This window comes from Acinetobacter sp. YH12100 (assembly GCF_013419135.1).
Taxonomy (GTDB): Bacteria; Pseudomonadota; Gammaproteobacteria; order Pseudomonadales; family Moraxellaceae; genus Acinetobacter; species Acinetobacter pseudolwoffii.
This window is the reverse complement of sequence record NZ_VPAQ01000010.1, coordinates 79,819-102,087: the sequence shown is the minus strand read 5'-3', so window position 1 is coordinate 102,087 and position 22,269 is coordinate 79,819. Positions and strand designations below refer to the sequence as shown.

The 22,269-nt window shown below is 44.3% G+C and carries 20 protein-coding genes and 1 pseudogene; 18 read left to right on the top strand and 3 right to left on the bottom strand.

Translation table 11 applies throughout. From position 1 onward, the window contains the following. Positions 1-9 precede the first annotated feature (9 nt). The 5 genes from ispG to der all read left to right on the top strand — a co-directional run bounded on the left by ispG (position 10) and on the right by der (position 5,882). Positions 10-1,131 carry a flavodoxin-dependent (E)-4-hydroxy-3-methylbut-2-enyl-diphosphate synthase gene (gene ispG / locus FTU40_RS08700; protein ID WP_180040555.1) on the top strand — a complete coding sequence of 374 codons (1,122 nt, stop codon included), beginning with the start codon at positions 10-12 and terminating at the stop codon, positions 1,129-1,131. 3 nt (positions 1,132-1,134) lie between these two features. Next, positions 1,135-2,430, top strand: coding sequence for a histidine--tRNA ligase (hisS, locus tag FTU40_RS08695; RefSeq protein WP_005095678.1), 1,296 nt, complete (start codon positions 1,135-1,137; stop codon positions 2,428-2,430). 30 nt (positions 2,431-2,460) lie between these two features. Beyond that, positions 2,461-3,156: a tetratricopeptide repeat protein gene (locus FTU40_RS08690; protein WP_005095680.1), complete on the top strand. Its 696-nt coding sequence runs from the start codon at positions 2,461-2,463 to the stop codon at positions 3,154-3,156. Next, positions 3,153-4,301, top strand: coding sequence for an outer membrane protein assembly factor BamB (bamB, locus tag FTU40_RS08685; RefSeq protein WP_005095682.1), 1,149 nt, complete (start codon positions 3,153-3,155; stop codon positions 4,299-4,301). The genes FTU40_RS08690 and bamB overlap by 4 nt, the downstream gene beginning before the upstream one ends. A gap of 171 nt (positions 4,302-4,472) precedes the next feature. After that, complete coding sequence (der, locus tag FTU40_RS08680; protein WP_005095683.1) at positions 4,473-5,882, top strand: ribosome biogenesis GTPase Der; 1,410 nt, start codon at positions 4,473-4,475, stop codon at positions 5,880-5,882. 58 nt (positions 5,883-5,940) lie between these two features. On the opposite strand, the gene FTU40_RS08675 is transcribed toward der, so the two are convergent. After that, on the bottom strand, positions 5,941-6,510 hold the full coding sequence (locus FTU40_RS08675; RefSeq protein WP_005095685.1) for a hypothetical protein: 570 nt from the start codon (positions 6,508-6,510) through the stop codon (positions 5,941-5,943). A 307-nt stretch (positions 6,511-6,817) separates the two neighbouring features. Between FTU40_RS08675 and FTU40_RS08670 the strand changes: the two genes are divergently transcribed. Continuing rightward, a complete protein-coding gene (locus tag FTU40_RS08670) occupies positions 6,818-7,411 on the top strand; it encodes a 4'-phosphopantetheinyl transferase superfamily protein (protein WP_370982283.1) in 594 nt (197 codons plus the stop codon). Positions 7,412-7,433: 22 nt separating this feature from the next. Here FTU40_RS08670 and FTU40_RS08665 read toward each other — a convergent pair whose 3' ends face one another. After that, positions 7,434-8,204 carry an SDR family oxidoreductase gene (locus FTU40_RS08665; RefSeq protein ID WP_180040553.1) on the bottom strand — a complete coding sequence of 257 codons (771 nt, stop codon included), beginning with the start codon at positions 8,202-8,204 and terminating at the stop codon, positions 7,434-7,436. Between the two features lie 90 nt (positions 8,205-8,294). On the opposite strand from FTU40_RS08665, the gene mazG reads away from it, so the two are divergent. The 10 genes from mazG to FTU40_RS08615 all read left to right on the top strand — a co-directional run bounded on the left by mazG (position 8,295) and on the right by FTU40_RS08615 (position 17,147). Beyond that, positions 8,295-9,107 (top strand): nucleoside triphosphate pyrophosphohydrolase, encoded by an 813-nt coding sequence (gene mazG, locus FTU40_RS08660; protein WP_180040550.1) that lies wholly within the window; start codon positions 8,295-8,297, stop codon positions 9,105-9,107. Beyond that, on the top strand, positions 9,067-9,480 hold the full coding sequence (locus tag FTU40_RS08655) for a ComEA family DNA-binding protein (RefSeq protein ID WP_005172659.1): 414 nt from the start codon (positions 9,067-9,069) through the stop codon (positions 9,478-9,480). The genes mazG and FTU40_RS08655 overlap by 41 nt, the downstream gene beginning before the upstream one ends. A gap of 136 nt (positions 9,481-9,616) precedes the next feature. Continuing rightward, complete coding sequence (gene pcnB, locus FTU40_RS08650) at positions 9,617-11,089, top strand: polynucleotide adenylyltransferase PcnB (protein ID WP_180040548.1); 1,473 nt, start codon at positions 9,617-9,619, stop codon at positions 11,087-11,089. Further along, positions 11,086-11,571 carry a 2-amino-4-hydroxy-6-hydroxymethyldihydropteridine diphosphokinase gene (folK, locus tag FTU40_RS08645; protein ID WP_005172653.1) on the top strand — a complete coding sequence of 162 codons (486 nt, stop codon included), beginning with the start codon at positions 11,086-11,088 and terminating at the stop codon, positions 11,569-11,571. The genes pcnB and folK overlap by 4 nt, the downstream gene beginning before the upstream one ends. 53 nt (positions 11,572-11,624) lie before the next feature. Further along, on the top strand, positions 11,625-12,434 hold the full coding sequence (gene panB, locus FTU40_RS08640; RefSeq protein ID WP_005172651.1) for a 3-methyl-2-oxobutanoate hydroxymethyltransferase: 810 nt from the start codon (positions 11,625-11,627) through the stop codon (positions 12,432-12,434). Position 12,435: 1 nt separating this feature from the next. Beyond that, on the top strand, positions 12,436-13,284 hold the full coding sequence (panC, locus tag FTU40_RS08635) for a pantoate--beta-alanine ligase (protein ID WP_005172649.1): 849 nt from the start codon (positions 12,436-12,438) through the stop codon (positions 13,282-13,284). A gap of 18 nt (positions 13,285-13,302) precedes the next feature. Continuing rightward, entirely contained in the window at positions 13,303-14,154 is an 852-nt protein-coding gene (gene rapZ / locus FTU40_RS08630) for an RNase adapter RapZ (RefSeq protein WP_005172647.1), read from the top strand. Further along, on the top strand, positions 14,151-14,420 hold the full coding sequence (locus tag FTU40_RS08625) for an HPr family phosphocarrier protein (RefSeq protein WP_034608740.1): 270 nt from the start codon (positions 14,151-14,153) through the stop codon (positions 14,418-14,420). The genes rapZ and FTU40_RS08625 overlap by 4 nt, the downstream gene beginning before the upstream one ends. Positions 14,421-14,422: 2 nt before the next feature. Beyond that, complete coding sequence (yjgA, locus tag FTU40_RS08620; protein WP_159516241.1) at positions 14,423-14,956, top strand: ribosome biogenesis factor YjgA; 534 nt, start codon at positions 14,423-14,425, stop codon at positions 14,954-14,956. 922 nt (positions 14,957-15,878) lie between these two features. Continuing rightward, on the top strand, positions 15,879-17,147 hold the full coding sequence (locus FTU40_RS08615; protein ID WP_180040546.1) for a sensor histidine kinase KdpD: 1,269 nt from the start codon (positions 15,879-15,881) through the stop codon (positions 17,145-17,147). Between the two features lie 12 nt (positions 17,148-17,159). Here the strand turns inward: FTU40_RS08615 and FTU40_RS08610 are convergent. Beyond that, positions 17,160-18,241, bottom strand: a pseudogene (locus FTU40_RS08610) (RNA-guided endonuclease InsQ/TnpB family protein). 198 nt (positions 18,242-18,439) lie between these two features. Here FTU40_RS08610 and glnE point away from each other — a divergent pair. Beyond that, positions 18,440-21,190 (top strand): bifunctional [glutamate--ammonia ligase]-adenylyl-L-tyrosine phosphorylase/[glutamate--ammonia-ligase] adenylyltransferase, encoded by a 2,751-nt coding sequence (gene glnE / locus FTU40_RS08605; RefSeq protein WP_180040573.1) that lies wholly within the window; start codon positions 18,440-18,442, stop codon positions 21,188-21,190. A 24-nt stretch (positions 21,191-21,214) separates the two neighbouring features. Beyond that, a complete protein-coding gene (locus FTU40_RS08600; RefSeq protein WP_074384043.1) occupies positions 21,215-22,141 on the top strand; it encodes a branched-chain amino acid transaminase in 927 nt (308 codons plus the stop codon). Positions 22,142-22,269: the final 128 nt, after the last annotated feature.

Here is a 22,269-nt window from a genome sequence, read left to right as displayed (position 1 = left end):
AGCAAAACCATGATCGTAAATCCAATTAAACGTCGTCCAACACGTAAAATTCGTGTCGGTTCAGTTTATGTGGGTGGTGATGCACCAATCAGTATCCAGTCTATGACCAATACTGAAACCTGTGATGTGGCAGCCACGGTTGCACAGATTCAGCGCTGTGTCGATGCCGGTGCAGACATCATGCGGGTTTCTGTGCCTACGATGGAAGCGGCGGCAGCCTTTGGTGAAATTCGTAAGCAGGTGAATGTGCCTTTGGTGGCGGATATTCACTTCGACTATAAAATTGCTTTGGCAGTTGCCGATTTGGGTGCAGACTGCCTGCGGATTAACCCGGGCAATATCGGCTCAGAAGCAAAGATTCGTGAAGTGGTGGCAGCAGCACGTCATAATGATATTTCAATGCGGATTGGTGTCAATGCCGGTTCACTCGAAAAAGACATTCAAAAGAAATATGGCGAGCCGACAGGCGCAGCATTGCTTGAATCTGCGATGCGTCATATCGACATTTTAGACCGTCTGGATTTTCAGGAATTTAAAATTTCAGTTAAAGCATCTAATGTGTTCCTGACCATGGATGCGTATCGTTTGCTGTCTCAGCAAATTGATAATCCGCTGCATTTGGGTGTAACCGAAGCCGGTATTTACCGTACAGGTTCGGTTAAATCTGCAATCGCCTTGGGTGGTTTGCTGATGGAAGGCATTGGCGATACCATGCGTATTTCGCTTGCTGCCGAGCCTGAAGAAGAAATTAAAATCGGTTTTGATATTCTAAAATCGCTGGGTCTGCGTTCTAACGGCATTAATTTTATTGCCTGCCCAAGCTGTTCACGTCAGGAATTTAATGTGATTTCCGTGATGCAGCAGCTTGAAGAACGTCTGGAAGATATTCGTACTCCAATGGATGTGTCGGTGATTGGCTGTAAAGTAAATGGGCCGGGCGAGGCTAAAGAAGCCGATATCGGTGTCGTAGGTGCAGCGCCACGTTCACTGGTGTATCGTAATGGTGAAAAAAGCCATCTAATTGATACCAATCAACTGGTTGATGAAATCGAAAATATGGTTCGTCAACGCGTTACCGAGCTTGAAGAAGCTAAATCTAAAGAAATTATTCGTACAAGTTTTTCTGAGTAGATCATGAGTTCAATCGTCGCAATCAAAGGTTTTAATGACATTCTCCCAACGCAAAGCCCAGCTTGGAGACGTCTTGAACAGCATCTGTCGGGTTTGATGGATGCTTATGGCTATCAACAAATCCGTTTGCCTATCGTTGAACAGACCAATCTGTTCAAACGTTCGATCGGTGATGCCACCGATATCGTTGAAAAAGAAATGTATACCTTTCTGGACAAAGGTAATCCGCCTGAGTCTCTGACACTACGCCCTGAAGGAACTGCAGGCTGTGTACGTGCCATGCTGGAGCATAATCTGCTTCGTGGTGCAACTCCTCGCGTCTGGTATATCGGGCCAATGTTCCGTTATGAAAAACCACAGAAAGGTCGTTACCGTCAGTTCCACCAGTTTGGTGTAGAAACCTTTGGTGTGGCGACTCCGGACATGGATGCAGAGCTGATTTTGATGACTGCACGTCTGTGGAAACGTATGGGCGTAGCGGACAAGGTTCAACTTGAATTAAATACTTTAGGCGAATCGGATGAACGTGCAGCCTATCGTGCAGCCTTGGTTGAATTTTTAGAGTCACATAAAGCCGATCTGGACGAAGATTCTCAGCGCCGTCTGACCACAAATCCACTGCGTATTCTGGATTCTAAAGATGCCAAAACCCAAAGCATCCTAGAAAATGCACCGAAACTGCATGACTTTATGGGTGAAGAAACTCTGGCGCATTTTGCCCAGTTACAACAGTACCTGACTGATGCCGGCGTGAGTTTTGTGATCAACCAAAAACTGGTACGTGGCTTAGACTACTACAACAAAACTGTGTTTGAATGGACCACAACACATTTAGGTTCACAAGGAACCGTGTGTGCCGGTGGCCGTTATGACGGTCTTGTTGGTCAATTGAAGGGCAAGCCTGATCAGTCTGTACCTGCGGTTGGTTTTGCCATGGGTATCGAACGTTTATTGCTTCTGCTTGAACAGGTTGAAGACAATACACCAACGCGTGATTGTGAAGTATTCCTGGTGGCTGAACCGGCTTCTCAAGGTCAAGCCTTGGTCATTGCTGAACAGATCCGTGATCAGTTGGAAGCAGCGGGGAGTCAGGTGCGTTTGAAAGTGGGCTCTCAAGGTTCAATGAAGTCGCAAATGAAAAAGGCCGATCAGGCCGGTGCTTTGTTTGCTGCGATTTTAGGTGAGCGTGAACTTGAAGCGCAGACTTTTACGGTGAAAGAACTGGCAACCGCAGAGCAATCGAATGTGCCATTTACGGACTTCGTTGCATTTTTTAGTGCTAAAATTTCTTTAAAATAATCGATAAAACATCAGGAAAAGGGTAGTCTCATGAGCGCAGTGGGTGATGAACAGTTTGAAAGCTTAAAATCCTTTACGAAGAAATATGGTTCTTCGATCATTACAGGGATTTTGATTGCGCTGATTGCCTTTTTTGGATGGGAATATTGGCAGAAGAAAAACCTGGCAGAGTCGCAAATGCACACTGCCAAGGTTCAGCAGTTGATGGATGATGCACAGGCGACGCAGGGCGATGCCTTTGCCAAGCTGTCTGAAACTGCGGACAAAATTGTCAAAGAAGCACCAGATTCAGCTCAGGCCATTCAGACTCAGCTGGTCATGGCGAAACTGGCCTATGACAAAGAAGATTATGCTGCGGCTGAGAAAGCGCTACAAAAAGTTGAAAACTCGACACTAGACGATAAAGGTCTGGTTCAGGTGGTCAAACTTCGTCTGGCTTATGCGCAACTGGCACAGAAAAAATATGATGCTGCATTGAAAACTTTAGAAGCAGTGACTGAACCTGCGTTTAAAGCAACTGCCGATGAAGCACGTGGCGATATCTATGTTGCCAAAAATGATATTGAAAATGCGAAAAAAGTATATCAAAGTGCATGGGATGCCTTGATTGAACGTAAAGAAGAACGTCAGATTTTACAAATTAAGCTCGAAAGCGTAGGCGTGTTGGTCGATGATCCAGAAATCGAACGCCCAATTATAGAAACACAAGCGGAAGAAGCTGCATGAATAGAAAATACAAAATTACCTGTGCCTTGACTGTTTTAACGCTTGCACTGGCTGGCTGTGCAGGTAAAACAAATAAAGTTCCAGAAGTAAAACCGAACCCACTTCCAAAACTGACCCAAGCCAAAACACTGGTTCCTGTATTTTCCACCAGTGTATCTGCGACAGATGCTGCCGATCCATTGCGTTTACGTCTGGATGCAGACAATGGTGTGGTTTTTGCGATTGATCCAAAAGGCGAGGTGTCTGCATTTAAGGGCAAACAGCGTCTCTGGCAGAAAAAAGTCAGCAAAGATAATCTAAGTTCTGGTGTTGAAGCGGCCGAGGGTCTGGTTGTTGTGGGTAGCCAGAAGGGCCAACTGTTTGCACTCGATCAGCAAACCGGTGAGCAAAAATGGACTGCACAATTGACGGGTGCTTTACTGGCGCCTTCACTGATTCATGCAGGTCGTGTGATTAGTGTGAGCAATGACGGTATGGTCTATGCGCATGAAGTGGCAAGCGGTGCACAAGTTTGGACTTATAACCTGCCTAATGTACAATTCAGCCTGCGTGGTATGGCGGCTCCTGTGCCATTAGATGCGCGTAATGTGCTGATTGCATCTTCAAATGCGTATATTTATGCACTGGATGCCTTAAGTGGCGTACCAAAGTTACAGCGTCGTGTCGCCGTGTCGGATGGCCGTTCTGATATTCAGCGTCTGGTCGATATTGACGGTGAGCCGGTCGTTGCAGGCCAGTTTGTGGTGACGACCAGTTATCAAGGTCAGGTGACTGTACTGGACTTGGCTTCACAGCAAGTCATCTGGAGTGAAGATGCCAGCAGCATCCAGCGTCCAGAAGTTGTCGGCAATGGCGTATTCGTGGCGCAAACTGATGGCAAAATTAAAGCTTTTGAGATTAGCTCGGGTCAACCGCTTTGGGAAAATGATCAATTGTTGAATCGTCAGCTCAGTAATCCAGTGATGTTAGGCACGGATTTGGTGGTCGGTGATCTGGATGGTGTGTTGCACCTGATTGATCCGCGTACCGGACAAATTACTGGTCGTTCGAAAACCTCTGGTGAAGTGCGTAACTTACGCGTGATCGACAACCAGCTTTATGTTTCTACACGCAAGGGCGCATTAAGCATTTGGCAGAACCGTTAATTTTAACGAGCCTTATGTTAAACTAGCCGCAACCGTATTTTTGTGAACGCGGGGTGATTGAAAAATCAATGCCCCGTGTTTTTATTTAGGGTATTTTTCCCCTTATATCTTCCTATACTTTCTGATGTTCAGGCCACTTTGACTGCCTGATTATTGAATAAAGGTTACTCTATGAAACCCGTAATTGCGCTCATTGGTCGTCCGAACGTCGGAAAATCAACTCTGTTCAATCAGATTACCAAGAGCCGTGACGCATTGGTGGCAGACTTTGCTGGTCTGACACGCGACCGTAAATATGGCGATGCAACCTATCAAAATAAATCTTTCATTGTGGTTGATACCGGTGGTATTGGTGAAAATGAAGGCGGTATTGACTCGTATATGGCAGAGCAATCTAAAACTGCCATTCATGAAGCCGATATTATCATTTTTGTGGTCGACGCGCGTGCCGGACTGCTGGCTTCCGATGAGCAGATTGCACGTGAACTGCGTACTTTAGGCAAAAAGGTCTTTCTGGCGGCCAATAAAGTCGATGGCGTACATGCTGAAGCTGCCTTGGTTGAATTCTACAAACTCGGCATGGGCGAGCCGCTACAAGTCGCTGCCAGCCATGGTCGTGGTGTTCAGCAAATGCTGGAAGACGTGCTTGCCGATGTACCGGAAGATGAAAACCCGGAAGAGCATGATAAAAACACTGGTCTGCGTTTAGCGATTATTGGTCGTCCAAACGTGGGTAAATCTACGCTGGTGAACCGTTTGCTCGGCGAAGAGCGTGTGGTGGCATTTGACCAGCCGGGTACAACACGTGACTCGATTTATATTCCATTCGAGCGTGATGGCCGTCAATATACCCTGATTGATACTGCAGGGGTGCGTCGTAAAGGTAAAGTGGATGAAATGATTGAGAAATTCTCGATTGTTAAGACTTTGCAGGCGATGAAAGATGCCAACGTGATTGTGGTTGTGGTCGATGCACGTGATGGTATTGTAGAGCAAGATTTGCATCTGATTGGCTATGCGCTTGAAGCGGGTCGTGCCATGGTCATTGCTGTCAACAAATGGGATAACATGACTGAATATGATCGCAAGCAATGTAAGCTCGATGTAGAGCGTCGCTTCGATTTCATTCCATGGGCAAAAGTGCATTTGATTTCTGCATTGCATGGAACGGGTGTGGGTGAGCTTTATCCTTCGATTCACCGTGCCTATGATTCATCTCGTTTGAAAGTATCACCGGCAAAAATCACCCAGATTTTAAATGATGCAACAGATGCCCACCAACCGCCTATGGTTCAGGGTCGTCGTATTAAAATGCGTTATGCGCATATGGGCGGACAGAATCCACCAACCATCGTGATCCATGGTAACAAGGTCGATAAAACCCCTGCGGATTACCGTCGTTATCTTGAAAACGTATTCCGTAAAGTATACAAGCTTGAAGGTACGCCGATTAAAATCGAGTTTAAAACCTCTGAAAACCCGTTTGAAGGGCGTAAGACGGTGATGGATGAGCGTATTGCAGCGCGTAAACGTCGTTATGTACAGAAGTTCAAGAAAGCCGAGAAGAAATTTAAACGTTAATTTCTTTTTTTAGTTTTCGATAAAAAGCCTGCTGATGCAGGCTTTTTATCGGCTACATTTAGATAGTGCATTTTTTTGCTTTTTGATAAATACGGATATTTTCAAGATTAGCTAAAGCAACATCTGCATCGGCTTGAGAAGCGGCTAAATTATTTTGATTATTATTGCCAGAAAAGGCATTCGTAATTTCACTTGCACGTGCAACTGTTTGTGATTGACCTGCAAAAGCAGACAATGCACCACTTGCAATACCAGCTAATTTTGAAACAGGATTATTGGCTTGAGCATTTGCCTGGTTTTGTGCATTTTGACTGGCTTCTAGAGTGCGTTCAAAGCTGCGTGCTTCTACCGCTAAATCAGTACAATCTAAACCTTTTAAGTATGCGGTTGAGTAGACGCTATTATTCTGCTGTGAAGCATTATTATAGTTAAAAGCATATGTGCGGTCTGCTCGTGCCACAGCAGCATTCGCCTGTGCACGGCTACGCTCCATATTAGCTTCGGCCTGATCCATAATCGCGCCATTTTTTGCTCCCATCACCGCTGTTGCAGCTTCTAACCAAGAGGCGGCCTGTATTGAAAATGATGATACTGCAAGAGTAGTGCTGAGTATGATTTGTTTAAACATGTGACCCTCTGTTTTTGTATGTGTGAAATTGTAATTGAATTGTAACTAATGTTTGTATAAATTTTAAATGACATTTAATAACAGTATTTTAATTTTAATTTTTTAAATAATTTTAATAAGCATTGATTTTTGTGTGGGAGATTAACAGATGCTTGAACAATACTTAGGATTAGATAATGCGACGTCAGATACAGCTATCTAGGAAATTTTATGTTAGAAATAAGCTTTGTAATAAGCCTGTAGGCATTTAATATTGAAACGAAATATCAATATTCATTGGACTCCTCTAGAGCCTTTATTGGCAAATTTGATCCAAAATAATCGTAAAGACTATATTCAACAGCGTAAAAATATTATTTATGCCCATCGTAACCAATTGCTTTCAGATCAACTTAATTATCTTATCCAATCTTCAGATTTTAGCATTACTGAATTCGGCAAACCCTATCTCCACACTCATCCAGACTTCAACTTTAACCATAGCCATAGTCAAAATTTCTATGCTCTGGCAACGAGCAATAATGTCCAAAATTTGGGAATTGATATTGAAGAGCTGAGCCGTAAGGTTCGATTTGAAGCCATGGCACAACATGCCTTTCATCCTGAAGAGCTTAAACAGTGGCAGGCACTGGACTATGATTCCGAATACTGGTTTAAGGTCTGGACCACCAAGGAAGCTGTATTAAAGGCCTCAGGACTGGGCATACGCATCAACCTGAATGAGTTAAATACCCAGATTCATCCAGATCAGAATGGTGGAAGATGTGAACATCCAGAGATCGGCGTCTATGCCTATCAAAATTATAATATGGCAGGATGTATGCTCACCGTGGCCTGGCAAAGTGAGCATTCATGCAAGGGTTTCAGATTTCCGCTAATCCAGATTCACCAATCTGTTTAAATCAGCAGAGTAGAAATAGACTCTATTGTCTGGCAATCAACAGGTTGCTGATTCGGTTCACAAACTGTGGACTCATACGTGATAGATGAAATAAAAATTTACTTTTTAATCCAACCGGATGGTGCGTAGCTTGCCAGATAGAGTCTTTAAGCTGTACCAGTTTTAGAATATCCTGTGCGACATCCTCTGCTTTCAAATGTACCCCCATTTTTTTAATACTTTCTGCCTGCATATCTTTCACCATGGCTGTACCGACGAAAAGTGGCATCACATCAAGCACCCGAATCCCATAGGGTTGCCATTCAATATCCAGACTTTCAGTCAGACCGCGCACGGCAAATTTACTGGTCGCATAAGAGGCCAAATCAGCCTGTCCATAAATGGCGGATGCCGAAGATAAATTAATGACACGAGCAAATGAAGATTCTTTTAAATAAGGGAAAGTGGCATGACAACCATTGAGGAGGCCTTTAACATTAATCTCCAGCGTGCGATGATGCGCTGCAATTGTGGTGTCTTCAAAAGGCCCTGAATATAAAATTCCGGCATTATTCACCAGAATGTTGATTTCACCGGCCCAGGCTGAAAACTCCGCCAAAGCTGTTTCCCAGGAAGTATAGTCTGCCACATCCAGAAAGCCTGCTTTGGCATGTTCGCCCAGTTGCTGGGCCAGCTGTTCGGCCTGTACCACATTGATATCATAAATACCGACTTTATAGCCGTGCTGGTAAAATAGCATGGCTGTCGCTGCGCCAATTCCTTGTGCTGCCCCACTAATCAATATACTGTGCATGTGCTTGATCTCCTTATTGTCTTTTTTTCTTGAGCATAACAAGAAACAGGCAGCTTGACGCGACTATTTGGTAAAGAAGAGGTTTTAAAAGTGGAACAATTGCTTAATATCATGCGTGAATTACGTGAAAAATGTCCATGGGATCAGCAGCAGACTCCCGAATCTCTGACCCAATATGCGATTGAAGAAGCTTATGAAGTAGAAGCTGCGGTACGTTCTGGAAATGTTGACGAGATTCGCGATGAACTGGGCGATCTGCTGTTACAGGTGGTGTTCCAGTCGCAAATGTACAGCGAGCAGGGCGCTTTTGATTTTCAGGATGTGGTGCAGGCCATTAGCGACAAGCTTATCCGCCGTCATCCGCATGTATTTCAGGCTGAACAGTTTGCAAAATTGAGCCCGGAAGATGTCTCTCAGCTCTGGCAAGAAATTAAACAGCAAGAAAAGCAGGGCAAGCCACGTTCCCGTTTAGATGAGGTCAAGCATGCACCGGCCTTGGTACAGGCAGATGAAATCCAGAAAAATGTCGCGAAAATTGGTTTTGATTTTCCCGATGTCACTGGGGCATATGACAAAGTAGAAGAAGAGCTGGCCGAGTTAAAAGAAGCTTTGGCAAGCCAGAATTCCGATGAAATACAGGAAGAATTTGGTGACTGCTTATTTTCTCTGGTCAATGTTGGCCGTAAACTTGGAATCTCGAGTGAAATGGCATTATTAGGCACGATCCATAAGTTTCGTACTCGATTTGCCTTGATGGAACATCAGGCGGAAAAACAACAACTCAATATAGACCGCTTGTCACTGGCTGAATTGGATCAGCTCTGGGAACAGGCCAAATTAGAATTAAAACAAAGAGCGGCGCATGAACAAACAACAACATCGAACAAGTCCGGCGTGGATTAATCTTCTTCTGGGTTTATGGCTAGGCTATATTGCTATTGGAACTGCACATGCAACTGCGACCGATTATATGGAATGGAAGACCAGACAACAGCAACATGATGCGCGGCTCAAACAACAGAATGCATCGACTAAAGCAGATCACTATCTGGCAAAACCGGCACTTTCGGTACAAGCGACAGGTGATAGAATTAGTTTAAATAGTGCAAATATTGAACAATTGCAACAGTTGCATGGCGTGGGACAAAAGAAAGCCCAAGCCATTGTTGAGTATCGGCAGAAAAATGGGAAATTTAAAAGCATTGAAGATATTCAGCTGGTCAAAGGCATTGGGCCGGCATTATTTGCCAAAAACAAGGCCAGACTCGCGTTGTGAATAGACTGAATTGATGCAAAATACAGAATCAATCTGAGCGGCAGGATTGACATAATCAAATTGCCCTTTAGTCGTGTAAGCGATATGATTAGCGTCATCTTAGAATTTTACGTTCAGACGTAGGAGACAGCGTCTTTTGCAAACTTTGCGCGCGTCAAAATGTGGTTTATCAACCGCTCAATTACCTTCTTATATTCTCGATGTGATTGATGCCTTAAACAAGGCAGGCTATGAAGCTTATATCGTGGGTGGTGGTGTTCGAGATCTGATGTTAGGTTTGAATCCTAAAGATTTCGATGCAGTTACCAATGCAACCCCGGCTCAGGTCAAGGAAGTATTCGGACGACGTTGTCGAATTATCGGACGGCGTTTTGAACTGGCGCATGTCTATTCAGGGCGGGAACTGGTTGAAGTGGCCACTTTCCGGGCACCTCCAAAAAAAGCAGTCACCTCGGCCGCGGGGATGATTCTGCGTGATAATAACTGGGGCAGCATCGAGCAGGATTTTGCCCGTCGCGACTTCTCGATCAATGCAATGTATTACCAGCCGCGTAAAGCGATTGTGCTGGATTTCTGCAATGCTGTAGATGATATTCACAGCAAAACTTTACGTTTGCTCGGTGATCCGGCCTTAAGATTTGAAGAAGATCCGGTGCGGATGTTACGTACCTTACGTTTTGCTGCCAAATTGAATTTCAATATTGATGAAGCAATTTTGGATATCTTTACCCCGGAAATGACCCAGCTGCTGCGTGATGTCTCTCCGCATCGACTCTATGATGAATCACAAAAGTTATTCACCATGGGGCATCTGAATCGTGTGTTGCCCATGCTGATTGATTTCGGAATCTGGCATCAGCTGTTCGCCGATATCAAAGCTGAAATCACGCCGTTTATGGAGCGTGCCGCGAAAAATACCGATCAGCGTATTTCGATTGGCAAGACCATCAATCCTGCATTTTTCTACGCGGTACTGTTATGGCAGCCATTCCTCGAGCGTTGTGAGTTTTATCTGAATAAAGGCGTGGTCGCAGCAGAAGCACGTGCCCAAGCGGGTCTGGATGTTTTGAAACGTCAGGCAACCCGAACCATTATTCCTCGCTTCGCCGAGACTTTCATTCGTGAAGTCTGGGAAATGCAGACCCGTTTGCTGAGTCCAAAACCGCAACAAATTGAGGCCTTGTCTAGTCATGCGCGTTTCCGTGCCGGATTTGACTTTTTGCTGTTGCGCGAAAAATCAGGCGATGCAACGGCGCAAGGCATGGGCAGCTGGTGGGATGCTTATCAGCAAATGAGCGGTGACGAGAAAGAGCGGGCGATTAGCCAGTACAACCGTCAACGTGCCAAGAGCCGTCGTAAGGCCACTCAAGAAGAACATCTGGAACAGAAACTGACGGCACAACAGGATCTCGCCGAGATTGAGCCTTTAGTCAATGAACCTGAACCACGTAACCGCCGGGTGCGTAAAGCCAAGTTTGAAGATAAGGCGAAAACCCTGTCACATGTGGCAGCCAGTGCCAGTGGTGAAATTGGCGCAGATCATCCGATTATGAAACGTAAGCGGGTGCAACGTGATTTAAGCCAGGTGGTGTTTGGGCCAACACAATGATCGTGACGTATATTGGCTTGGGCAGTAACCTGGGCGATTCACGCCAGATTTTGGCAGAAGCTGTACAGAAACTGGCGACATTGGGTCAGGTGAAAACTTCGCATCTGTATCAAAGTCCACCGATGGGGCCACAGGATCAGCCAAATTATCTGAATGCTGTGGTGCAGTTGAATACTAATCTGGCAGCTTTAAGCTTGCTGGATTATTTGCAAGCCTTCGAGCAGGAAGCCGGTCGGGTACGTTTGCGTCATTGGGGCGAGCGTACGCTGGATCTGGACTTGCTGATCTACGGAGATGAACAGATACAGAATCAACGCCTGACTGTACCGCATGTCGGCGTGTTAGAGCGTGATTTCGTACTCATTCCGTTGCTGGACATTGATGCTGAAATACAGGTTCATGCTACATCCTTAAAAGACCTGGACATCGTCAAGCAATCGACCTTAACGGTACTCGATGACACAAACTGGGCAAATATTTAATTTTTGAGTTATGGGTATGTTCGCGAGAACTTCAATCATAGAGGAACATCTTCATGGTCAGTCTGAGTGACTTAAGACGCTTCAAAGCAGATGGACGCAAATTTTCATGTCTGACTTGCTATGATGCCAGCATGGCCAAAGCCATGGAAATTGCAGAAGTAGACAGTATTCTGATTGGCGACTCTTTGGGAATGTCAATTCAGGGCCGCGATTCGACTTTACCAGTGACTGTTGCAGATATGGCCTATCATACCGCTGCGGTACGCCGTGGTAACCAGCATGCCTTTATCATGACTGACTTGCCGTTTATGAGTTATGCCACCTTAAATGATGCCTTGCAAAGTTCCAAAACCGTGATGCAGGCCGGTGCGCAAATGGTGAAAATGGAAGGCGGTGCATGGCTGGCAGAAACCGTGCAGGTGCTGACCCGTAACGGTATTCCAGTCTGTGTGCACTTGGGACTAACGCCACAATCGGTACATGTCTTTGGCGGTTATAAGCTGCAAGCCCGTACCCGTGCAGCAGCGGATCAACTGATTGCAGACTGTAAAGCAGTGGTTGAAGCAGGTGCTGCACTGTTATTGCTGGAATGTGTACCGGCACAATTGGGTCAGGAAATCACGGAACTGTTTCCACAAATTCCGGTGATTGGCATTGGTGCAGGCGCAGCCACTGATGGTCAGGTCTTGGTAGTACAAGACATGCTGGGTTTAACCTTTGGCCATACTGCAAAATTTGTCCGTAATTTTATGCAGGAACAATCGGGTGCTACTGCCATTCTGGATGCTTTTAAAGCTTACCATGCTGCAGTTTTGGATGGATCTTTCCCGGCACCCGCACAAACTTTTCAGGTTGAATTGTAAGATGAAAACAGAAACCACCATTCAGGGACTCGCGGCCTCACTTAATCCGGCACGTGCCAACCGCAAGATTATTGGTTTTGTGCCCACCATGGGCAATCTGCATCAGGGTCATTTAAATCTGGTACGTGAAGCGCGTAAGCTGTGTGATGTGGTGGTGGTCAGTATCTTTGTCAATCCGATCCAGTTTGGACCCAATGAAGATTTTGATAACTACCCGCGTACGCTGGAGCAGGACCAGCAGCTTTTGGCAGACGTCGGTTGTGATATCGTCTTCGCGCCAACGGTTGAGCAAATGTATGGCAAAAAACCGCGTCTGACCAATATCAGTATCTCTGACATTACTGATGACTTGTGTGGTTTGCAGCGCCCCGGCCATTTTGATGGTGTAGCGGTGGTGGTGACCAAATTGTTTAACATTGTTCAGCCAAACTATGCTTTCTTTGGGCAAAAAGATTATCAGCAGTTGGCAGTGATTCGCCAGTTTGTACAAGACCTGAATATTCCATTAGAAGTGATTGGCGTGCCAATTGCCCGTGCAGAAGATGGTTTAGCCTTAAGTTCTCGAAATGGTTACCTAAGCCAAGAGCATCGTGCAATCGCACCGGTCATTTATCAAAGCTTACAAAAGGCTGAACAGCAGCTCCATGCTGCGATTGAACTGGATACGGTATTGGCCGAGCTTCGCCAGACTTTAACAGATGTCGGGTTTGTCGTAGACTATGTTGAAGCACGAACGCCAGAATTACAAAAAATTCATACGTTTAATCAAGATGTTGTGTTATTTGTAGCTGCAAAGATAGGTAATACACGTCTGATCGATAACCTGCAGGTCAAATACACTGCCGGATAGGATGAAAGGGTAGCATGTATGAAGCGCATTTTAATTGTCACGGGACAATCTGGTTCAGGTAAATCATCTGCATTGCAGGTGCTTGAGGATCTGGGTTATTACTGTATTGATAATCTGCCTTTGGCATTGCTTCCCGAAATCGTGGCGAAACTGCACAGTGAGAACAATCTGGAGCAGTTGGCCTTGGGTGTTGATGTACGCAGTACCCGTGCCGATTTGCAAGAATTTGATCATGTCTTTGAACAGCTGCAACAGCATGGCTCGGTCGATATTATCTATCTGACCACGCAGGATCAGGAACTGATTGCGCGCTTTAGTGCCTCGCGTCGGCCGCATCCTCTAGCTTCGCGCTTTAAGAGTCTGAACGAGTGCATTCAGGAAGAAAAAATCCTGCTAATGCCCATCCAGCTGCGTTCTACCGTGCACATCGATACTACAGATAAAAGCGTGCATGACCTGAAACATACCTTATTGACCAAGTTGGGACAGACCGATAACCTGATCCTGATTTTGCAGTCTTTTGGTTATAAGCATGGCATTCCACTGGATGCCGATTATGTCTTTGATGTCCGGCATTTGCCGAATCCGCATTGGGAACTGGAATTACGAAAATTTTCAGGACTCGATCAACCGGTGCAGGAGTTTTTGCAAAAGAGCGATCAGGTCGAAGATATGTTTAATGATATTTACCATTTTCTGGACAAATGGTTGCCAACCTTTTCTGAAGGGCATCGTCATTATATGACTGTGTCAATTGGCTGTACCGGTGGCCAGCATCGTTCTGTTTACATTGTGGATAGACTAAAAAAAGCCCTTGAGGCAAAATGGTCTATTCAAGTCCTCCATCGAGAAATGAAGCACTGGTCATGATTGATACCACTGTTGACGTAATTAATAAACTGGGTTTACATGCACGCGCATCTGGTAAACTTATAGAAGTGACTACCAAATTTCGTTCCAGTATCCAGATTGGAAAAACGGACAAACTGGTAGATGCAAAAAATATCATGTCCTTGCTGATGCTCGGTGCGGGCAAAGGAACTACTTTACGCTTGGTGATTGAAGGAGCGGATGAGGACAAAGCCTTATCTGAAATTCAGGCACTATTTGCAGCAAAATTTTATGAGGCAGATTAATCGTGGCACGTCGACCGAACAGTTTAACTGAAGAAGATTTCGATTCTTTAGAGGGACGCGCAAGTAAAACCGAACAGAAAAAAGCAGTCCAGCGTATGGCGGCTTTGGGTGCACAGCTGGCTGAGCTGAGTGCTAAACAAATTAAAAACTTGCCTGTTGAAGAGCGTTTGATTGAAGCATTGCTCGATGTACAGGAATTTACCTCACATGAAGCACGTCGCCGTCAATTTTCACGTATTGGTAAATTACTGCGCAATGAAAATGAAACGGTGATTTTATCTTATTTAACACCAAAACAAGGTCTTAAAAAGACAGCCCAATTACAGCGTTGGGTCGATCGAATTGTCAAAGATGGTGACCCAGCCATTAATGAATTTACCAAAACCTATAATGCCACAGAGCGTCATACCTTGCGTCAGCATTATCTTCGCGTACATCGTGATTTAAAGAATCAAGCACCTGAAGCAGAGGTCAATGCGTCTAAGTTAAAGTTATTTAACTATGTACAGCAAGTGGCGTTAATTTCAGACAAATAATTCTTCGTTAAAAAAAGCGGTCTTTTTAGGCTAATGCCAGTCAGTTAAGGAATTGACTGGCATTTTCTTTTTCAAATTCATGATTATATCTGATAGATAGAAAAGTCATCCGCAACTGTTTGAGGCATGAGGTGTATTGCACCACAAGATGCCTTCCTTGCGAAGCTTCGCTTCTCATTTGGGCGAAACCAAAGTAACAAATTATTTTTAAGTATTTGATTTATAAATTTAAGACTCCGTCGTGAACGACTAAAAAGTTAAAGAGTCTATTTCTAAACTCCTTAACTGATCAGCATTAGTCTTTTTAGGCCGCTTTTTTTGTCTTTACCTTAAGTGCACTGTTCCTTGTGTAAAAAATACCCTGAATTGGATTCATTCTTCCTCAGCATGAAATTTCCATTTTTAATGTAAGCTTGAGTGATAAAAAATCACAAAATTTCGCAATTAATTTGTTAAAGACTGTAATTTCTTTACAATTCAAAGGCTATCTTTCAGACAGTTTTTTTGAGACTTTAAGTTGAGACTCAAGATCATTGTTAAGTATTTTTTAAACGAAATTTAAATCTATATAGTTGAAAAACCATTAACTTTTATTTAAAAGGGGATAAAAATCGATGCTGAGTATTTTTTGGTCAAGAGTGTGTTAAAGTAAATACAAATAAACATGCTTAATTTTAGCTTAGATATTGAGTTTCAAATACTTATGTAGATTTTTTTCGAATAGTAAATTTTCAAGTTATTCTTAATCAATTAAATATCAGTGCTTTGCAGTTAAGAATGTATTTGGATAGAAACAGGTTAACAAATCCTTTAACCTATAGGTGAGTTTTCATCGTTGAGTAAATATAGAATCTTTGTTATTAATTGTATGAATTTGGTCGGCTGTGTTTTCTATATTCCATAAACATTCAGAGAGGCAGACATGGAACTAAAACTGCTAGAGGTCGGTCAGAATACGGAGCAATTAAGCTCGTGCCGTATATCTCTCATTTTAGGTGTCTATACCTCCAACAACCTATTAGACACCTTTTGTAAGATCGCCCGTAAAGTTTTAAACGTTAAAACCAGCATTATTAGCTTCCACATGGAACCGTATATCTGGTACAGCTGTCCGCGCGGTTTCCGGGCCTTGCATGCCCCGCAGGACGTGAATGTGCCTACGTATCTGCAACAGGCAGATGTCATCGATCAGACGCATCCTGCTTATACAGAATTGTCAAATTATGTGAAAGATCTCGGTGTAGCGCATCAGAGATTAGTCGCCTTTAATTTAAAATCAAGTAGCGGTGTGTCTTTTGGACAGGTCATTTTCTTTGATGATCAGACCGAACTGTTTGATCAGGACGATATTGCCACCATCAAACAATTTGCTGAAAGTTTAGTGATTCGAATCCAACTCAATGAAGAACATACTGAGCTGAAAGAGCTATACGAACAGCAATGTGCACAAAACTTTAGTACAACCAAATTTTTCCAGATCATCGCACATGATCTGCGTGCGCCATTTCATGGCCTGCTGGGCTTTTCCGAAGTTCTGGCGCAGGAACGTGATACCTTGGATGAGTCCAGTATTCAGAGTATCGCGGATTATTTATATGATAATGCACAATCGACTTATAACCTGCTGGAAAGCTTGCTGACCTGGGCCATGGCCGAGGGCGGACGCTTTGTATATCATCCGATTAATTATGAACTCAAGCAATCCAGTAAAATTGTCTGCAGTGTATTGCACAGTCTGGCGTTGAATAAAAAAATTGAATTAATCGACAATATTCCCGAAGACATTAAAGTCCATGCGGATATCAATATGATTACTTCAGTGTTGCAGAATCTGGTTTCCAATGCGCTGAAATTCACCCCGGTTAATCAAGGCGGTAAAGTCATTTTAGAGGCAGAAATGGACGGTGAGCAGGTTAAAATCACCATTCAGGATACCGGTCTGGGCATGACTGAAGAGCAGATACAGAATCTGTTCAAGCCGACGTTGATGGTGAGTGTTCGAGGTACTGCTGAAGAGAAAGGTGCTGGTTTAGGTTTGGTATTGTGCAAGCGCTTTATTGATCTGAATCATGGTCAAATCGCGGTGGATTCTAAAGAAGGTCGAGGTACGACCTTTACGGTGCGTTTGCCAATGGTCACCAATGATCATCAGGCACTGGTGCTTGAAGATCTGCATGCTGAGAAATCCTAAAAGTTGACATCCTCACCTCCCTGAAACAGAGGTGATTCCTACTACTAGACGCTTATGCCCAAGCGCAAGTATGTTCTTAGCTGCGTTTTCGTCCCTGTTATTGGAACTTCCGCATTCACACTCCCATACTCTTATTCGCAAATCTGCTCTACCTTTCGGACTGCTAGAAGTGATCTCACCACAGCACGAACCTTGCGAAACAATGTTTCTCAGGTTGTGAATCTCTCACTTACTTCTTCAAACATTGCCCCTGCGTTCTCGCATTTATACTTGAGCATTGTTTTGAATGCTGAAAAACCTGTATCTAAAACAGATTTTGCCATTTTAGTTTTTACAAGTTTACCCGCGCTCAGATCGCCAACAACAATCAGTGCATTTTCTCTCACAAGCATGGTGCTTGCCTTATGCAAATGATCTTTACGACAATTGGCAATTTTAGCGTGTAATGCACGTACACGTTTTTTATTCTTGGCTCGTTGAGCAATACCTAATTTCTGTTCATATTTCCGATAGAACTTAGGATTTGAAATTACAGTACCATCAGAACAGGTGGCAACGTCTTTTAAACCTAGATCAATACCAATCGCTTTAGTTGCAGTAGGTTTATTTTGCTTAGATGAATCCACTACAAGGCATACATACCACCGTCCACGACTATCCTCAACGAATGAGCCTGTTCTCACGCTGTATTTACTTAATCCGTAACTATCCCATAACTTGAATTGATGCTTGCCGTACTGAACATATCCATCAGCGTATTTGATGGCTACTTTCTTGAAAGGAATCCAACCAAGTGATCTTCTCGCTGATTTCTTATTGCTCACACGCCATTTCAGCTTTGCTTTCTTGAACTGTTTTCTTCGAGTGATTAATTCTTCTGTAACAGCCTGAATGGTTTGGCTATGTAGATTGCATTCTTTCGATGCGCCTTTGGTGTATTTGGCAACATCATAAGCTGATAGAAATTCACCTTTTCTTTTTAGATGCTTAAACCCTAAATCATTGACATAATTCCAAACAAAGTTCACCTCAGATGCTAATTGATCTAGCACCTTGCAATGTTTGTCTTTTATGCGTAATTTAAGTGTTTTCATGTGGTTATATTAAAAATTTTTTCTCTATACCCTATGTTGGGCAATTCTTAAAACGACATTTTATGTCGTGTCGCTTATATCTCTGCTCTGAAGGACAGAGTTTGACGCTTCATTTGATAAATTTCAAACTAAAACCCTCCCCCTGAGACAAAACTCCTGCTATAACTAGGCAGAACGTTTCGGGGGAAGAGTTGAGTGATGAATGCGGCACAATTGCAAAAAACCTTAAGAGCAAGCCAATATGCTGAACAGGTATTGGCCAATCACCAGAGCCTCCTGGAACAGGATTATGCAATTGACCAGTTTCAGGCTGCACTCAGTCGGGAATATATTGATCAGCTGGTGCAGCACTGTATCCTGAATATTATAGACGAAGCCGCCTGGATGCGCGCCATGCGTATTCTGCGGGCCCGCCTGATGTTTCGCTGGATCTGGCAGGATGCCAATCAACTGACCGATGTCATCACCCTCACCCGAGAACTCTCCGATTTTGCCGATGCCTGTATTTGTGCAGCCAAAGATTTTGCCCGTATGCCGATTGCTGCCAAGTATGGCCAGCCGATTGCTTATAACGGTAAAGTTCAGGATCTTATTGTCATCGCTATGGGCAAACTCGGCGCGCAAGAACTTAATCTTTCCAGTGATATTGACCTGATTTTTGCCTTCGATGAACAGGGTGAAACCGATGGACGCAAATGTATCGATGTGCAGCAGTTTTGCATCCTGTGGGGACAAAAACTGATTCACCTGCTGGATCAGATCACGGCGGATGGTTTTGTGTTTCGGGTCGATATGCGTCTGCGTCCTTGGGGTGATGGTTCAGCCCTGGCCATTAGTCATGTGGCCTTAGAGAAATACTTAAGTCAGCATGGCCGGGAATGGGAGCGCTACGCTTGGATCAAGGCGCGTGTTGTCAATCCAAGTCCGGAAGGTGATGCTCTGCTTGACATGACCCGTCCTTTTGTCTTTCGTAAATACGTGGATTACAGTGCTTTTGAAGCCATGCGCGAAATGAAAACCATGATCGAGCGTGAAGTCCAGCGGCGTAATATTGAAGATGATATCAAGCTCGGTGCTGGCGGTATTCGCGAAGTTGAATTTATCGTGCAGGTCTTTCAGCTGATTTATGGTGGAGCCAAACTTGAATTGCAGGATCGCCAATGTCTGGTCAATCTGAACCATCTCGATGATGCTGAACTCTTGGATGAACAGGCAGTCCAAGATCTGGAAGATGCCTATTTGTTCCTGCGCCGGGTGGAACATGCGATTCAGGCCTTAAACGATCAACAAACCCAATCTTTACCGACTGAGCCTGATTTACGTCAGCGAATGGTGGAAACCTTAGGTTTTGCAGACTGGTCAGATTTTATGACTGTCCTGAACCAGAAGCGAGCCAAAGTCATTTATCAGTTTGAGCATCTGATTAAGGAAAATGAACCGGAAACCCAGGTCGAAAGTTTTGTCCAGCTGGAAAAGAAGCTCAACGATGTTCTGGATGATGCCGCCAAGAATCTGGTTCATGAATTCTGGCATGGTCATGCATTGAAAAAGTTGCCGGCCAAGGCGGTTCAACGTTTAAAAACCTTTTGGCCTTATCTGATTGAAGCGATTCTGGAGTCTGCCAAGCCGCAAATGGCGTTGTTGCGTCTCATGCCCTTGGTTGAGTCGGTGATGCGCCGTACTGTCTATCTGGTCATGCTGATTGAAAGTAAAGGCGCACTGCAACGACTGGTCAAAATGGCCACGGTGAGTCCCTGGATTTGTGAAGAACTCTCGCAATATCCGGTATTGCTGGATGAGTTTCTGTCGATGGATTTTGAGTTGCCGAAACGACAGGATCTGGAAGATTCTTTACGCCAGCAATTACTCCGTATTGAGATTGATCAGGTTGAAGATCAGATGCGGGTATTGCGCCTGTTTAAAAAATCCAATGTCTTGGCCGTCGCAGCCAGTGATGTTCTGGCTGAAAGTCCTTTGATGAAAGTTTCTGATGCCTTAACCGATATTGCCGAAGTATCTGTCAATGCAGCTCTGCATTTGGCCTATCAGATGGTGGCCAAAAGGCATGGTTTTCCCCTCGATGCCGAAGGCAAGCGCTGTTCAATCGAGCATACTGCCTTTGCGGTCATTGGTTATGGCAAGGTCGGTGGCATTGAACTGGGTTATGGCTCGGACTTGGATTTAGTGTTTATTCATTTTATGGGAGAACAGGCCGATACGGATGGACTCAAGCCGATTAGTGGTTTTGAGTTTGCCATGCGCGTGGCACAAAAATTCATGTCATTGATGACCACGCAAACCCTGGATGGGCGGGTCTATGAAGTCGATACCCGTTTACGTCCTTCAGGTGAAGCAGGACTCTTGGTCACCAGTCTGAAAGCCTTTGAACAATATCAGCTTAAGAGTGCCTGGTTATGGGAGCATCAAGCCTTGGTGCGCGCGCGTCCAATTGCGGGTGAGCTAAGCCTAAGACAAAAATTTGAAATCTTACGCCGTAATATTTTGATTCAGCCTCGTGATGAAAATTATGTGCGGGCAGAAGTGCTGAAAATGCGTCAGAAAATGAAGGATCATCTGGGCTCCTCCAAAGCGCAGAAAAAAGATGGAATTTTTCATTTAAAACAAGATACAGGTGGTATCGTAGACATCGAATTTATGGCACAGTATGCGGTGTTGGCCTGGAGTGGGACGAATAAAGATCTCGCCCATTTCTCCGACAATGTAAGAATTCTTGAGGATACCGCAAAATCAGGTTGCTTATCCAGCGACGATGCGACTGCTCTGATTCAAGCTTATCTCAGTGAACGCGCCGAGAGCCACCGCTTAGCCCTTGCAAATCAATCCATGCAAGTGTCTGCAAGCGACTGGCACGATACCCGAATGACCGTTTGCAAGTTATGGCAAAGACTAATTGATCCAAGTGCAAGCTTTGCGCTGGATAGTGAATAATTGTGAAAAATTGGAGTTTGTGGCATGAATTTGGCTGATCGTGATGGTTTTATTTGGCAAGATGGACAACTGGTTGACTGGCGTGAGGCGAAAACCCACGTATTAACCCATACTTTGCATTACAGCATGGGTGTGTTTGAAGGCGTCCGAGCTTATGAAACTCCGAATGGAACGGCTATTTTCCGTCTAAAAGAACATACCAAGCGTTTGTTGAATTCTGCAAAAATTTATCAAATGAAAGTTCCATTTGATCATGCAACATTAGAACAAGCGCAAATTGATGTGGTGCGTGAAAATAAACTGGCATCTTGCTATTTACGTCCAATCCTTTTTATTGGCTCTGAAAAACTGGGTATTGCTGCAACTGATAACACGATTCATGCTGTGGTTGCGGCATGGAGCTGGGGTGCTTACTTGGGTGAAGAAGCCATGGCGAAGGGTATTCGCGTGAAAACTTCATCATTTACCCACCATCATCCAAACGTGACCATGTGTAAAGCCAAAGCATCTGGGAACTACACGCTGTCGATTCTGGCGCATCAGGAAGTCGCGCATTCGGGTTATGACGAAGCCATGTTACTTGATCCACAAGGCTATGTATGCCAGGGTTCAGGCGAAAACGTATTCCTGGTGACTGACGGTGTAATTCATACCCCTGATATTGCTGGTGGTGCGCTGGATGGTATTACCCGTCAAACCATTATTACCATTGCCAAAGACTTGGGTTATGACGTGGTTGAACGCCGTATTACCCGTGATGAATTCTATATTGCCGATGAAGCGTTCTTTACCGGTACTGCTGCGGAAGTGACCCCAATCCGTGAATATGATGACCGTCAAATTGGTGAAGGTGTCCGTGGTCCAATCACGACGCAAATCCAAAAAGCTTATTTTGATGCAGTTCAGGGTAAAGATCCTAAATATGCACATTGGCTAACTTACGTGAAATAAGTAATAATTTACTGATTGAAAAAACCTCTCATTTGAGAGGTTTTTTTTAAGGGATATACTTATTCTGCCGAACTTATGTCATCATATTCGGTATCCAGAAGATTTTAAGATGAGCTTAGGCATACGCA

What these genes read in the sequence shown, in the direction of transcription:
- ispG (WP_180040555.1), top strand. Translation starts at nt 10, where the DNA reads ATGATCGTAAATCCAATTAAACGTCGTCCAACACGTAAAATTCGTGTC.
- hisS (WP_005095678.1), top strand. Translation starts at nt 1,135, where the DNA reads ATGAGTTCAATCGTCGCAATCAAAGGTTTTAATGACATTCTCCCAACG.
- FTU40_RS08690 (WP_005095680.1), top strand. Translation starts at nt 2,461, where the DNA reads ATGAGCGCAGTGGGTGATGAACAGTTTGAAAGCTTAAAATCCTTTACG.
- bamB (WP_005095682.1), top strand. Translation starts at nt 3,153, where the DNA reads ATGAATAGAAAATACAAAATTACCTGTGCCTTGACTGTTTTAACGCTT.
- der (WP_005095683.1), top strand. Translation starts at nt 4,473, where the DNA reads ATGAAACCCGTAATTGCGCTCATTGGTCGTCCGAACGTCGGAAAATCA.
- FTU40_RS08675 (WP_005095685.1), bottom strand. Translation starts at nt 6,510, where the DNA reads ATGTTTAAACAAATCATACTCAGCACTACTCTTGCAGTATCATCATTT.
- FTU40_RS08665 (WP_180040553.1), bottom strand. Translation starts at nt 8,204, where the DNA reads ATGCACAGTATATTGATTAGTGGGGCAGCACAAGGAATTGGCGCAGCG.
- FTU40_RS08655 (WP_005172659.1), top strand. Translation starts at nt 9,067, where the DNA reads ATGAACAAACAACAACATCGAACAAGTCCGGCGTGGATTAATCTTCTT.
- folK (WP_005172653.1), top strand. Translation starts at nt 11,086, where the DNA reads ATGATCGTGACGTATATTGGCTTGGGCAGTAACCTGGGCGATTCACGC.
- panB (WP_005172651.1), top strand. Translation starts at nt 11,625, where the DNA reads ATGGTCAGTCTGAGTGACTTAAGACGCTTCAAAGCAGATGGACGCAAA.
- panC (WP_005172649.1), top strand. Translation starts at nt 12,436, where the DNA reads ATGAAAACAGAAACCACCATTCAGGGACTCGCGGCCTCACTTAATCCG.
- rapZ (WP_005172647.1), top strand. Translation starts at nt 13,303, where the DNA reads ATGAAGCGCATTTTAATTGTCACGGGACAATCTGGTTCAGGTAAATCA.
- FTU40_RS08625 (WP_034608740.1), top strand. Translation starts at nt 14,151, where the DNA reads ATGATTGATACCACTGTTGACGTAATTAATAAACTGGGTTTACATGCA.
- FTU40_RS08615 (WP_180040546.1), top strand. Translation starts at nt 15,879, where the DNA reads ATGGAACTAAAACTGCTAGAGGTCGGTCAGAATACGGAGCAATTAAGC.
- glnE (WP_180040573.1), top strand. Translation starts at nt 18,440, where the DNA reads ATGAATGCGGCACAATTGCAAAAAACCTTAAGAGCAAGCCAATATGCT.
- FTU40_RS08600 (WP_074384043.1), top strand. Translation starts at nt 21,215, where the DNA reads ATGAATTTGGCTGATCGTGATGGTTTTATTTGGCAAGATGGACAACTG.